The 13,580-nt window shown below is 60.6% G+C and carries 12 protein-coding genes; 6 read left to right on the forward strand and 6 right to left on the reverse strand.

The features are described from left to right. Positions 1–146 precede the first annotated feature (146 nt). Together KGA98_RS25140 and KGA98_RS25145 are read left to right on the forward strand one after the other, a co-directional pair. Positions 147–1,886, forward strand: a complete 1,740-nt coding sequence (locus KGA98_RS25140) for an FAD-binding protein (RefSeq protein ID WP_223504303.1) — start codon at positions 147–149, stop codon at positions 1,884–1,886. Then, the gene (locus KGA98_RS25145; RefSeq protein WP_223504305.1) at positions 1,883–2,902 is read left to right on the forward strand and encodes a zinc-dependent alcohol dehydrogenase; all 1,020 of its coding nucleotides are present in this window, start codon (positions 1,883–1,885) and stop codon (positions 2,900–2,902) included. The genes KGA98_RS25140 and KGA98_RS25145 overlap by 4 nt, the downstream gene beginning before the upstream one ends. A 37-nt stretch (positions 2,903–2,939) precedes the next feature. Here KGA98_RS25145 and KGA98_RS25150 read toward each other — a convergent pair whose 3' ends face one another. The 4 genes from KGA98_RS25150 to KGA98_RS25165 all read right to left on the reverse strand — a co-directional run bounded on the left by KGA98_RS25150 (position 2,940) and on the right by KGA98_RS25165 (position 6,160). After that, positions 2,940–3,746, reverse strand: coding sequence for an SDR family oxidoreductase (locus KGA98_RS25150; RefSeq protein ID WP_159389754.1), 807 nt, complete (start codon positions 3,744–3,746; stop codon positions 2,940–2,942). 8 nt (positions 3,747–3,754) lie between these two features. Then, positions 3,755–4,282 carry a VOC family protein gene (locus KGA98_RS25155; RefSeq protein ID WP_223504307.1) on the reverse strand — a complete coding sequence of 176 codons (528 nt, stop codon included), beginning with the start codon at positions 4,280–4,282 and terminating at the stop codon, positions 3,755–3,757. 667 nt (positions 4,283–4,949) lie between these two features. Further along, the gene (locus KGA98_RS25160) at positions 4,950–5,486 is read right to left on the reverse strand and encodes a DUF2867 domain-containing protein (RefSeq protein WP_150813685.1); all 537 of its coding nucleotides are present in this window, start codon (positions 5,484–5,486) and stop codon (positions 4,950–4,952) included. Between the two features lie 23 nt (positions 5,487–5,509). Then, positions 5,510–6,160, reverse strand: a complete 651-nt coding sequence (locus KGA98_RS25165; protein ID WP_150813684.1) for a DJ-1/PfpI family protein — start codon at positions 6,158–6,160, stop codon at positions 5,510–5,512. A 126-nt stretch (positions 6,161–6,286) separates the two neighbouring features. Here KGA98_RS25165 and KGA98_RS25170 point away from each other — a divergent pair, with 126 nt between their 5' ends. After that, positions 6,287–6,841: a TetR/AcrR family transcriptional regulator gene (locus KGA98_RS25170; RefSeq protein ID WP_150813683.1), complete on the forward strand. Its 555-nt coding sequence runs from the start codon at positions 6,287–6,289 to the stop codon at positions 6,839–6,841. Between the two features lie 664 nt (positions 6,842–7,505). Here the strand turns inward: KGA98_RS25170 and mhpT are convergent. Beyond that, complete coding sequence (gene mhpT, locus KGA98_RS25175) at positions 7,506–8,723, reverse strand: 3-(3-hydroxy-phenyl)propionate transporter MhpT (RefSeq protein WP_150813675.1); 1,218 nt, start codon at positions 8,721–8,723, stop codon at positions 7,506–7,508. Positions 8,724–9,069: 346 nt separating this feature from the next. On the opposite strand from mhpT, the gene KGA98_RS25180 reads away from it, so the two are divergent. Then, positions 9,070–10,377 carry an OprD family porin gene (locus KGA98_RS25180; RefSeq protein WP_411736676.1) on the forward strand — a complete coding sequence of 436 codons (1,308 nt, stop codon included), beginning with the start codon at positions 9,070–9,072 and terminating at the stop codon, positions 10,375–10,377. 61 nt (positions 10,378–10,438) lie between these two features. On the opposite strand, the gene KGA98_RS25185 is transcribed toward KGA98_RS25180, so the two are convergent. Next, on the reverse strand, positions 10,439–10,927 hold the full coding sequence (locus tag KGA98_RS25185; protein ID WP_223504311.1) for a MarR family winged helix-turn-helix transcriptional regulator: 489 nt from the start codon (positions 10,925–10,927) through the stop codon (positions 10,439–10,441). A 213-nt stretch (positions 10,928–11,140) separates the two neighbouring features. On the opposite strand from KGA98_RS25185, the gene KGA98_RS25190 reads away from it, so the two are divergent. Continuing rightward, on the forward strand, positions 11,141–11,971 hold the full coding sequence (locus KGA98_RS25190; protein ID WP_150813672.1) for a p-hydroxycinnamoyl CoA hydratase/lyase: 831 nt from the start codon (positions 11,141–11,143) through the stop codon (positions 11,969–11,971). A gap of 83 nt (positions 11,972–12,054) precedes the next feature. Further along, a complete protein-coding gene (locus tag KGA98_RS25195; protein WP_223504313.1) occupies positions 12,055–13,503 on the forward strand; it encodes an aldehyde dehydrogenase in 1,449 nt (482 codons plus the stop codon). The last annotated feature ends 77 nt before the right edge of the window (positions 13,504–13,580 follow it).

A 13,580-nucleotide genomic window follows, 5' to 3' on the forward strand; every position in this document is an offset into this window, starting at 1 on the left:
GGGCGGGCATTCGTGCCCGGCCCTTGGGAAAAGCAATTGAGCCCGATTTTCACATGGCATGGCACAAAAAGCCATTTCGTGCCAATCTCTGGCACAGATAATAAAAAGTGTGACATAGGGTCGGCCATTTAACAGGAGGCATAGCCATGACCAGTAATCAGCAGGACTCGAACCGGGATGATGAGTTTGATGTGGTGATTGTCGGTTCGGGCGCCGGCGCCTTGACCGCAGCACTGCGAGCGCACGACAACGGCTTGTCGGTACTCGCGATTGAAAAGAGCGATGTCTATGGCGGTACCACGGCGGTATCCGGGGGAGGGATCTGGATTCCGTGTAACGACCAGATTGCCGCACTGGGGGGCAGCGATTCATACGACGAAGCGATCAGCTATCTGCGCGAGGTGGTTGGCGAAGATTTTGATCAGCAGCGCATCGACGCCTATCTCGACAATGGTCCGAAAATGGTTGAGTACCTGGCACGTCAGGCGCGCACGAATTTTCGCGCGGTGCCGCGCTACCCCGACTACTACCCGGACCGCAAAGGTGGCAAGCCCGGCTACCGCACCATGGAGCCGGCCCCGTTCGACGGGGCGCGCCTGTGTGAACACTTCGAGCTGTTGCGGGCGGCTTCGCCAGCGACCCTGATTGGCGGACGTATCGCCATGACCCAGGTCGAGGCCCACACCATCCTTGCCAAGGAGCGCGGCTGGTTGCTGCTGACCGCCGGGCTGGCGTTGCGCTACCTGAGTGATTTTCGCTGGCGTCGCCGCAGCCGGCGAGATCGCCGCCTGACCCTGGGTAACGCCTTGGTGGCGAGCCTGCGCGCAGCCTTGGCCGAGCGAGGCATTCCCTTGTGGCTGCAAACCTCGATGCAATCATTGCAACTGGATGAGGGCCGGGTGGTTGGCATCGATGTGCTGCGCGAGGGGCGCACTCAACGCCTGCGGGCGCGGCACGGTGTGGTGCTTGCCTGCGGCGGTTTCGAGTCGAACCAGGCGATGCGCGAACTGTATCTGCCCCAGCCCACGCAGGCCCAATGGACGGCGGCGCCGCCGATAAACCATGGCGACGGCATTCGCGCCGGGCTGGAGGCCGGCGGTGCGGTGGCGCTGATGGAACACACCTGGGGCGCTCCGACAGTGAAGGTGCCTGGGGAGTCGAGCCAGCGCGCCCTGTTCGTTGAGCGTGCGGCGCCCCGTTGCGTGATGGTCAATCGACTGGGCCAGCGCTTCGTCAATGAAGCCGCGCCCTACACGGACATCATCTATGCGATGTATGCCGACCATCAGCGCACCCAGGCCAATGCACCGGCCTGGCTGGTATTCGATGCCGAGTACCGCAAGCGCTATCCCTGCGGTGTGTTGCTGCCGGGCAGCGTGCAGCCGGACAGCAAGATCCCCGCCGGCTGGCTCGACAACGTGATCTACCGCGCCGAAACACCGGCCGAGCTGGCAACCAAGATCGGCGTCGACGTCGCCGGGCTCGAAGCCACCCTCGTGCAGATGAACCAATACGCCGCCGCTGGCGTTGATCCGCAGTTCGGCAAGGGTGGCAACCTGTTCGACCGCTACTACGGTGACACCACCTGCAAACCCAACCCCTGCCTTGGCCCGATCGATCGCGCGCCGTTCTATGCCTTGCGCATCGATCCGGGCGAGCTGGGTACCAAAGGCGGACTGCGCACCGACGCCTGCGCGCGCGTGCTGCGCCCGGACGGCTCGGCCATTGCCGGCTGCTATGCGGTGGGCAACACCTCGGCTGCGCTGATGGGCAAGACCTATCCCGGCCCCGGTTCGACCATTGGCCCGGCGATGACCTTCGCCTTCATCGCCGCCGATCACATCGCCGCCGAATCGGCGTCAGCCACCAACAGGACTCAACAATGAACCATGTGATGAAACAGGTACGACTCCACGGCCCTCGAGACCTGCGGGTGGACGAAGTCCCTTTACCATCCCCGGGTGAGACAGATGTGCTGATCGAAGTCGCCGCGTGCGGTGTTTGCGGGAGTGACCTGGGCTTCTATGAGAGCGGGGGCATTCGCCGCGATGGGGCACCGATGCCATTGGGGCATGAGTTCTCCGGGGTCATCCGCGAGGTGGGCACGGCGGTCGTCCACTACCGGCCCGGCATGCGGGTCGTGGTCAACCCCATGGCCAACGGTGCGATGATCGGCGTGGGCAGCGATGAGGGGGCGCTGGCGAATCTGGTCCGGGTGCGCAACGTAAACAGCGGCCCGATTCTGCATCAACTGCCGGCGAACCTTCCCCTGGAGGTGGCCGCCCTCGTCGAACCGCTGGCGGTGGCCTTGCACGCGGTCAATCGCTCACGGGTGACGGCCGGTGAGTCCGTGCTGGTCCTTGGCGCCGGAGCCATTGGCCTGGGAATCGTCGCGTGCCTGAAGGCCCGGGGCATCAGCCAGATCGCTGTGGCTGACCTGTCTGCCGGGCGCCTGGAGATTGCTGCCGGGCTGGGGGCGAACCTGACGCTCGATCCGACACGAGACGACCTGTGGAGCGAACTCGCACGGGCCCATGGCAGCGTGCCGACTTTCCTGGGGACGCAAGCGCCCGCGACCCAGGTGATCTTCGAGTGTTCAGGGGTGAGCGGCGTGCTGCACGAGGCCATCGCCAGGGCCCGGGATGCCGCACGCATCACCGTGGCAAGTGTCTACAAGCAACCGCAGGCTTTTGACTTCTCGATCCTGCAGGTCAAGGAACTCGAACTGATCGGCACCCTGTGTTATCCGACGGAGTTCGCGCAGGCACTGGAGCTGCTGGCATCCGGCGCATTCGACCCGGAATCCATGATCAGCCACCGTTTCTCGCTCGATGACGTCGCGCAGGCTTATAAAACGGCGGCTGACCCACAGCGGTCGGCCAAAGTCATCATCAAGCCCTGAACCGTCGCACGGCCGGCAATGCCAGCCGTGCTGTTTATCAGAGGTGCCGTGCCGGGCCTGCGGGTGCAGTGGCCGCCGCATAGATCTCGGAAATAGAGGGATTGCGCCGAAGCGTCTGCCCACCGCTGACATGAATGACCTGACCGGTCACGAAGCTGGACTCGCTGCTGGCCAGCCAGAGTGCCGCATCGGCCACGTCGGCGGATACACCACTGCGCCCGAGGGGGATTTCGCGGTGATAGAGGGCAGCGATAGACGGGCTCAGCAGCCCGCCACCCGACATCGGCGCATCGGCAACACCACCGGGGGCAATGGAGTTGGCCCGGATCCCGTGCTGACCGAATTCGTGAGCGATGCAACGGATGACGTGGTCGATGCCGGCCTTGGTGCCCATGTACGCAGCGTGGTTGTCGAACATGATGCTGGCCGTGACCGACGAGATCTGGATGATTGATCCCCCCGTCGGCATATGACGCAGCAGTGCCTGAAAGTACTGGAACGGGCCGGTGAATTGCACCGCGTTCATTTTCTCCAGGTCTTCGCGGCTGTGTTCAAGGAACGGCTTCAAGAGCCCCCAGCCCGTGGCATTGACGCCGATGTCCAGGCCGTTCAGGCACTGCTTGCTCTGCGCCACCAGATCGTCGACCTCGGCCTGCGAGGTGATATCGCACGCCAGCCAAGGCACCCCGAGTGACTGTGCAACCGCCGCCACTGCATCGGCGCGGCGCCCTGAAACCAGCACGCGCGCCCCTTGTTCGACATAACGTCGAGCCACGGCTTCGCCGACGTTGCCAGGTGCCACACCCAGCACCAATGCCGCTTTACCTTCAAGTCGTTTCGACATGCTGCCCCTCACGCCCCCACATCGATAATGTGCACCGCATCCGAGCCATCCCAGTGCCTGGCGGCCGCAATGCCCTGCTGGATCAACCCGCGCATCCCAATGCCGTGGATGATTTCGTAAAGCACTCCGGGTTCCGATTCGTTTTCCAGATAGGCCACGCGGGTCGTCGGGTTGCTGGCTTCAAAAACCATCTGCAACCCGGTCGCGGTCAGTCGTGCAAGCGTCTGGTCGAAATCATCGACGACCCAGGCGACATGGTGCATGCCCCGGATTGGATGGCCTTCAGCATCTCGATAGGGCGACTTCGCATCGTTGGTCACCTGGATCAGCTCGATCTGGATATCCCCTTGATACGCAAGCCCGACATCGATCGTGACAGTGACCGGCTCACCTCGATACTTGCCTTGGAGACTGACGTTGCGAAAGAGCGTCCAGGGCCCGACACCGAGATGCTGTCGCCAGCGTTCCATGCTTTGTTCCAGGCTCTCGACCAGATAACCGATCTGACTGATCGGACCAAGCAATGCACTGCTCATGACGCCTCCTTGGGAGTGATGTCATTGGGAAAAGGCTACTGACGAAGGTTCAGCCCGGGGTTGGGCTCTGTGACGCCAGTGGTGGTTATGGCACAAAAATAAGATTATGCGCCAAGCATAATGGCACAGAATTGCTTATATGTGTCACGCCGATCGAGGGAGTAGGGTGAGCCTTTCGCCGACGTCTCGCTGGAGGACGGAATGATTTGCCATGCAAGCAACAGCCCTGCTCGTGGACGCGAATGAGTTGGCTATGTTGTTCGCGGGGAACCGAAATCGAGTTTGCACTCTCGATTCGGCGGAGGCCCCGGCAGTGGACAGACATTCGAGACGAGCTTGATAGACGGCGCTCGGAGAGAAAGGCTTGAGCCATAGCTCGTGTAGCGGAAGTCCGCTTCTGGCCGATTTATGCCTGGCGCGACGGGCTGAAACCGACCCAATATAGATAGTCCGTCCCAATCTGGATGGCGGTGGGCTTGCTTGTTTTCGACGGTGGCCGCTATTTGTGGCACACGCGGCGGTTAGCAGGTAGACAAAATGTGGCGAGGATAAGGCAGATTTAAGGGCATCCCCTGGCTCCTTCATCGAGTATCTGCGTTGAAATCCAGCACCCGCGTGGCACCGCCAAAGTGACGCGATCTCGTGCCTAATGGATCAGCAACGGCTCTCAGCCTTCGGGGCAGGTAGCCAGAGGCCAACCGATGCGCGCTGCACGGAGAAGGCTGGCCTTAACAACCAAGCGGTGAAATGGGGCAATAACGAATATGTAGGCCCGGCCTAGACGGTTGTGGCACTGGACCACGGTTGAAAAAACGAGTTGGCGACTGCCTTCTGGCTCTGCCTCTCCAGAACATAGGATCGAAATCCTGAAGTCGAGGTGCTTGTCGTCCTCTCCCAACACGACTTCAGTCTGGTTCGAGCTGTAGACCTTGAAGATTTGAATCCGATTCGCAAGTGTTGCCAAATGTTTGGCTGTCTTGAGACCAAAACAGGCAACGATAGTGTCTCGGACTTTCATGAGCCATCCGATCCAGGATGGCTGGTGGGAAAGGATGAATCGAGCTAGCAAATCTGGATTGCTGGAGGTGCCCGCCGGGAGCCGAATCGCAAAGGCGTCTGCTAGGTTCATCGACTTGTAAAGGTGGGTGATGCCGGACCTCGAGGGTACAGGCACGGACATAATGAGCTCAAATTCTCGGGGCATCGGGGATCTCTCCTGAGTTCTAACTACCAATTAGATGACATGCCATGTCGCGTTTCTTGTTGCGATGGTTTGTCGTATAACGCTCCTTGTCGGATACTGAGCCCGATCAAGACATCATAGAGCTCTTGCTGCCCAGCTGGTAGAACAGGGAGCAACGTCGCACGGCGCTTGCCGACATCGAACCAGGATTCAACCAACCATCCCACCAGATAGAGCGCCGAAAGGCATCCGCCAGCGGTTGCAACGTTCCCCTGGCATACAAGAGGCTGGTCCACGGGCTCAAGTCCCAGAGCTTGCAAGCTCGATCGTGCATCCGGGTGTGTAGTTGCTTGGCCGCTGAGCAGCCCAAGCCGTTCGAGAATGAAAGCTCCGGCGCAAATGGAGCCGATTCGCTGGCGTCTGGAGTCAAGTTCAAACGACGGCAGGAAATCTGGGGCGGCAAGTGCGGCGGGTATCCCTTCCTTGCCGCTGACGAACAATACCGCGTCGGCACTATTGGCCTCGGAAAGCGGACCGTGCACCGGAACAGGCAGGCCGTGCGCCGATCGCACGATAGCGCTAGCACCCAATATTCGGACGTGCCAGTCCTCAGTGTTGCGGCCTAAAATGTCCCACATCAGGAATAGGTCGATATCAGTGAATTGGTCAAAAGCAACCAGAACGATTTTCTTCAAGGCGAGCTCCATGAAAAGTGCTAGCGTGCAAAACGCAACGGCCATCTTTGCTGGTGTTCGCAGCGTATCAATCGGTTGCGCACCATACACAGTCTGTATGGCGCTAAATATGGAGCGAAATAACTGGTGGGAAAACTAACTCGCAACCATTGGATCGCAGCTGGTTTTGAGGCCCTCGACCAAATAGGACATAGTGGCGTTTCGGCCGAGAGTCTATCGCGCCGATTGAATGTGACCCGCGGATCCTTCTATCACCATTTCCGCAATCGCGAAGACTTTGTCCGCACCTTGCTGGCCGCTTGGGAAGAAGACTACACGGAGCGCATGCTCGCTTATGCGGCGCAGGGTCGTAGCGCGGGCGAAATCTTGAAACGCTACTTGAGTATTGCCGCTGAGAAACAACCTGGGCGGGAAGTTTCCATCCGAGCCTGGTCGCTGCACGATCCGTTGGTAGGCGAGTTTCAGCAGCGTGTTGACACAAGACGACTGGACTTCGCGATACGGACGTGCCGCCGCTTGGTCCCTATGCCAGGCGAAGCAGAAGTGATTGGTCGGGTGGCCCATCTGTGCCTGATTGGTGGTCAACAGGCAGGGCTGCGGCGTGATGCCGCTCGCTTCAACAGTTTCCTGCATCGAGCCTTTTCACTTTTCGAAGGGGCTCTTCCACCGTGGCGGGCCTAAGTCATGAGCTAAATTGGGTAACTGAATAAATAGAGTTCGCGTGCCGCTAAATTCTCGGCAGCACTCAATTCCTTCACCGAGTGGCTGCTTGAACGCCATTCCCTTTAAGGCAAGCCGCCTGGCTAACGCGATCTACCAATCTCCAGCTCTAGTGCACGCCATTGGTCTCATAGGGCTAACGTCCATGCCACTGGCCTACGGCACTAACTTGAGTACGGCCTTCGCCGCACGCATACCCTGCACAAGGCGTATTCCTCGTACGCTTACCGATGTTCGTTGGGCAATACCAGATGTGTATCACTTGCCCATCCAAAAATCAGGACCTGCCGAGCGACCGCTTTTGGCCGATTCTGTTGAAAAAGTCGACCATGGTTTCCACGACAGAAAAGTACGCGCTTGAGATTTAAATCTTTACTTTGAACAGAGGAATCCGGGTTCAGATTTCGCGTAGCGGCGCGCGCGAAAGGCGTTTTCAGCGGTCAGTATGCGAGCAGTCTGGAAGTACCGACTTTTTCAACAGAATCGACTGTGGATTCAACCGGTTGCTGCTTCGCGCATCCAACACGGTACGAGGCACCTCTAACCGGGCAGTTGGTTTGATGTCCATAAATAATGCCCGGCAAATTGCCGGGCATTTTCATTCCTGAAACCTTTGTAGCGGGGCTTAGTTTGCCGCTTCCGGTTGCGGCTCGGCGATCGCGCCAGTGCGGGCGATCACGGTCAGGATCGACAGCGCGGCGATTACCAATCCTGGTGACGTTGCCAGCAGCACGCCAGTGGTGCCGGCACCGGCGGCGAGAATCTGGCCGGCGGCCAGGGGGCCTGCCACCGAACCGAGCCGGCCGATGGCCACGGCCGCGCCGACACCGGTGGCGCGCACCGAAGTCGGGTAGGAAGGGGGCGCCAGGGCGTACAGCACAAGCTGTGCGGCCATGACGAACAGCCCGACGGCAAACCCGGCGATGGCCATCGGCACGATACCCACTGACAGGCCGACTCCGGCCAGCGCCGCCAACACCCCGGCGTACACGAACAGGACCACTTTCAGGCCGTTGCAGCGGTCCAGCATCACCCCGCCGAGCAGCGAACCAATGGCGCCGCCGATGTTGAACAGCATCTGCACCATGCCTGCCTGTGGCTTGGTGAAACCCTGTTCCAGCAACAGCGAGGGCAGCCAGTTGAGCAGCATGTACATCACGGTCAGGGTGAAGAAGTAGCTCAACCACAAGGCCAGCGTGCAGCGTGCGCGTCCTTCGCCGAACAGCGCCTGGGCGGTGGACGACCGTGGGCTGCCGGTGGTGACATGTTGTTGGCGGAACGCAGTGGATTCGGGCAGCAGCAGGGCCATCAGCGGCACTACGAGCATGGGCGTCAGACCGCCGATGATGAAGGTGGTTTGCCAGTGTTCACTGGAAAACATTGCCACCACGGCCGCCAGCGCGCCGCCCAGGGGCACGCCGCAGTACATGACGCTAATGGCGGTGCCGCGATGGCGCTCGCTCACGGCCTCGGCACACAGGGCAATCAGGTTGGGCAGGGCGGCACCCAGGCCCAGGCCGGTCATGAAGCGCACCAGCAGCAGGTTGGAGTAGCTCTCGACATAGGCGGTGCAGAGCGAGAAGACACCGAACAGCAGCACGGCGCCGACGAGGATTTTCTTGCGGCCGATTCGATCGGCCACCCAGCCGCCAAAAAACGCACCTGGCAGCAGGCCGATGATCCCGGCGCTGAACACCCAGCCCATCATCTTCGGGTCCAGGGCAAAGCTCTGACGCAAACCTGCGGCAGCGGTGCCGGCAGCCTGCAGATCAAACCCTTCGATCAGCGCAACGATAAAGCACAAAGCGATTGTCAGCGTCGAGCGACGCGATGGACTGTCCATGGGTGAACCTCATTGTTGTTTTTGTTATGCAGTCGAACCCTCCGTGCGTTGGGCGCGCCGTCGGTGACCGCTGGCGATTAAGATAACAAAGATAACTAAAAAAAGAATGATGTCCTGAAAACTGTAAAAAACCACAAATAAAGTGTTGAAAAACAGGCTGTTATGAATGCATTCATATGAGTATGTGTAAATAGATAATAATATTAATGTTCGATTATCGGTCATTTGCGATTGACGGCGACCCTTGGCTGTTTCCATTCTCTGGTCGTGAAGCCGGCAGTCCCGTGCGGATCCGGCACCCACGAACAACAATAAAAAGTGGACATCGAACATGCCAAAACGCCCCATGAACACCGGTTCCGTAGCGTCACTTCCCTGCGTTTGCAGTATCCATCCAGGGTGGGTCGTGGCACTGCTAGGCGTCAGCGTTCTGCCCTCTCAGCTGCGGGCCGAGGGGTTTATCGAGGACAGTCACGCAAACTTGACCCTGCGCAATTACTACATGGACCGTGACTACAAGGATGGCGGGGTCAAGTCTGCTGCACGGGAGTGGGCCCAGGGTTTCATCCTGGGCATGGAGTCCGGGTATACCGAAGGGACTGTAGGCTTTGGCCTGGATGTGCGGGGGCTGCTGGGGGTCAAGCTCGACTCCGCCCCGGATCGCAGCGGCACCGAACTGTTGCCGGTGTCGGCCAGCGACAAGCGCGCGGCGGATGATTATTCGCGGCTGGCGCCGACGGCCAAGCTGCGGTTTGCCCAGACAACGGTCAAGAGCGGCGATGTCTCGATCTTCCTGCCGTTTGCCTTTGCCAGCCCGTCGCGGCTGCTGCCACAGACCTTTCGCGGCACCACGCTCAGCTCCAGGGATTTCGATGGCCTGACCCTGAACACCGGTTACATCGATCGCATCAACAAGCGCGATTCCACGGACTATCAGGCCATGAGCATCGCCACGCCAAACCGGCGATTCAACGGTGCCGCTACCACCTCGCATCTGGCGTACGTGGGGGGCGATTATCAGGTCAACAAAGAACTCAGTCTGCGCGCCTACCATGCCGAGGTGGCCGAGCTGTACCAACAGGACACCCTGGCGCTGCTGCACAACCTGCCGCTTGGCGACGGCGTGTTCACCAGTGACTTGCGCAGTTTTTTCAGCCGTGAGGATGGCGCCGCCAAAGCGGGTGAGGTGGACAACCGCAACCTCTCGGCATTGTTTGGCTACCGCTTCGGCGGGCACCGGGTGAGCCTCGGCTACATGCACTCCAGCGGCGACACGGCGACGCCGTACATCTCTGGCACCGAGTTGATGGGCATGAGCGAACAGACCATGGCTTCGGATTTTCTCAACGCCAAGGAGCGCACCTGGCAAGCGATCTATGACTACGACTTCGTCGCGTCCGGGGTGCCCGGTTTGAAGGGAAGGTTGCGTTACGTGCGCGGCGACAATATCGAGTTGGCCGCCTTCAACGCCGAGGACCGCAAAGAGCGCGAATTCCAGATGGAACTGGGTTATGTGATTCAGAGCGGCCCGCTGAAAAACGTCGGGCTGTTGGCGCGCAAGGCGATCTATCGCAATGACTTCCCGAGCGGTACGGCGTTTCGTGATGAAAACCAGACCCGGTTCCAGGTGCTCTATACCTTGCCGATCTGGTAAGCCCGGGCCCTTCGATGTTCCCCGCCGGCCGCCCCTTCTGGAGCGTGCCGGCAGCGTGCGTTCAGTCCTGGTAAACCTTCCTCAGCAAGCGCAGCAGCTCCTCGCGCTCTTCGCCGGTCAGCGCTGAAGTGGAGTCGAAATCGCTTTGCGCGGCGATCTGCTTGAGCTCCTTGAGCAAGGTTTCGCCGGTCTTGCTCAGGAAGATTCCGTAGGAGCGTTTGTCCGGCTTGCAACGCACTCGCACCGCCAGCGCGCGGCTTTCCAGTTTATTGAGCAACGGCACCACCTGCGGCGGCTCGATGGCCAGGGCCCGGGCCAGGTCGGCCTGCATCAGCCCCGGATTCTGGTCGATGATCGCCAGGGCCGAGAACTGCGCGGGGCGCAGGTCATGGGCTGACAGGCGACCGATCAGGTTCTGGAACAGTTTGAGTTGGGCGCGCCGCATCGCGTAGCCGATCAGGTCATCCAGTGCCGAATCCAGCGGTGCCTGCAGCTTGGCGGTGGCGGACGGGGACTCGTTCTGGTCGGCGAGGGGAGAAGGCTTGGCCATTGCGGGTGAATCCTGAAGAGATGGAGGTTAACAAGTGTATCTAGTTTGCCGGGGTTGGCCGCTGATAGCTATGCCCGTCGTTCATGGTGAAGGGGGCGGAGGATATTTTCGGGTGGATAAAAAATGGTTAATTCGATTAATAGTTAATTGACATAACTATATCGATCCTTTAATTTCCAGTCATCTTCAAGCCAAGAACAAGAGAGCATCGCCATGAGCAATTACGAAGGTCGCTGGACAACCGTCAAGGTCGAGATCGAAGAAGGCATCGCCTGGGTCATCCTCAATCGCCCGGAAAAACGCAACGCCATGAGTCCGACGCTCAACCGGGAAATGATCGATGTGCTGGAAACCCTTGAGCAGGATCCGGCGGCCGGCGTGCTGGTGCTGACCGGTGCCGGCGAAGCCTGGACCGCGGGCATGGACCTCAAGGAATACTTTCGCGAAGTGGACGCGGGCCCGGAGATCCTCCAGGAAAAAATCCGCCGCGAAGCCTCGCAGTGGCAATGGAAACTGCTGCGCATGTACACCAAGCCGACCATCGCCATGGTCAACGGCTGGTGTTTCGGTGGTGGCTTCAGCCCACTGGTGGCCTGTGACCTGGCGATCTGCGCCGACGAAGCGACCTTCGGCCTCTCGGAAATCAACTGGGGCATCCCGCCGGGCAACCTGGTGAGCAAAGCCATGGCCGACACCGTGGGCCATCGTCAGTCGTTGTACTACATCATGACCGGCAAGACCTTCGGTGGGCAGAAAGCCGCCGAGATGGGCCTGGTCAACGAAAGCGTACCCTTGGTGCAACTGCGTGAAGTCACCGTGGACCTGGCGCGCAACCTGCTGGAGAAAAACCCGGTGGTACTGCGTGCGGCCAAGCATGGCTTCAAGCGCTGCCGCGAGCTGACCTGGGAGCAGAACGAGGACTACCTGTACGCCAAGCTTGACCAGTCGCGCCTGCTCGACACCGAGGGTGGCCGCGAGCAGGGCATGAAGCAGTTCCTCGACGACAAGAGCATCAAGCCCGGTCTGCAGGCCTACAAGCGCTGAGACTGATCACCGGGTGCATGTCCGCCCCGGCGCTCTGCATCGCTCGAATGCATTCCCGACAAAGACAATAAAGAGGAATCACCATGCTGGACGTGCCCCTGTTGATTGGCGGCCAGTCGCTGCCTGCCCGCGACGGTCGAACCTTTGAGCGCCGCAACCCGGTGACCGGTGAATTGGTATCGCGGGTTGCTGCCGCCACCCTGGAAGATGCCGATGCCGCGGTGGCTGCGGCCCAGGCAGCGTTTCCCGCCTGGGCCGCCCTGGCGCCCAATGAACGACGCACCCGTTTGCTCAAGGCGGCCGAGCAGTTGCAGGCGCGCAGCGACGAATTCATCGCGGCGGCCGGCGAAACCGGGGCCATGGCCAACTGGTACGGTTTTAACGTGCGGCTGTCGGCCAACATGCTGCGTGAAGCGGCATCGATGATCACCCAGATCAATGGCGAAGTGATTCCCTCGGATGTGCCGGGCAGTTTTGCCATGGCCCTGCGCCAACCCTGTGGCGTGGTGCTGGGGATCGCCCCGTGGAACGCCCCGGTGATTCTCGCCACCCGCGCCATCGCCATGCCGCTGGCGTGCGGCAATACCGTGGTGCTCAAGGCGTCTGAGCTGAGCCCAGCGGTGCATCGTCTGATCGGCCAGGTCTTGCAGGATGCAGGGTTGGGTGACGGCGTGGTCAACGTCATCAGCAATGCCCCGGCGGATGCCTCGGCGATTGTCGAGCGGCTGATCGCCAACCCGGCGGTGCGGCGGGTCAACTTCACCGGCTCGACCCATGTCGGGCGCATCGTCGGCGAGCTTTCGGCGCGCCACCTAAAGCCAGCCTTGCTGGAGCTGGGCGGCAAGGCGCCATTGCTGGTGCTCGATGATGCCGACCTGGATGCGGCGGTGGAGGCAGCCGCTTTCGGCGCGTACTTCAATCAGGGACAGATCTGCATGTCCACCGAACGGCTGATCGTCGATGCCAAGGTCGCCGACGCCTTTGTCGGAAAGCTGGCGGCCAAGGTCGAGACCCTGCGCGCCGGTGATCCCGCGCTGGCGGATTCGGTGCTCGGTTCGCTGGTGGATGCCAGTGCCGGAACGCGCATCAAGGGGTTGATCGACGATGCCCTGGCCAAGGGTGCGCGGGTGGTGGTCGGTGGACAGCTGGATGGCAGCATTTTGCAGCCGACCCTGCTCGATGGCGTTGACGAGAGCATGCGTCTGTACCGCGAGGAATCCTTCGGCCCGGTGGCGGTGTTGTTGCGCGGGGTGGGCGATGAAGCGTTGCTGCGTCTGGCCAACGATTCCGAGTTCGGGTTGTCGGCGGCGATCTTCAGCCGCGATACCGGGCGCGCCCTGGCGCTGGCCCAACGGGTCGAGTCGGGCATCTGCCATATCAACGGCCCGACCGTGCACGACGAAGCGCAAATGCCCTTCGGTGGAGTCAAGTCCAGCGGCTACGGCAGCTTTGGCGGCAAGGCGTCCATCGAGCATTTCACCCAGTTGCGCTGGGTTACCTTGCAGCATGGACCGCGGCACTACCCGATCTGAACCGCAGAAATAACAATAAAAAAAGGCGGCAGCCACCACCATGCCCATTCGTGCGGCTTGGTGGTAGCGTGCCTTGA

This window comes from Pseudomonas sp. BF-R-24 (assembly GCF_019947335.1).
Classification (GTDB): Bacteria; Pseudomonadota; Gammaproteobacteria; order Pseudomonadales; family Pseudomonadaceae; genus Aquipseudomonas; species Aquipseudomonas jessenii.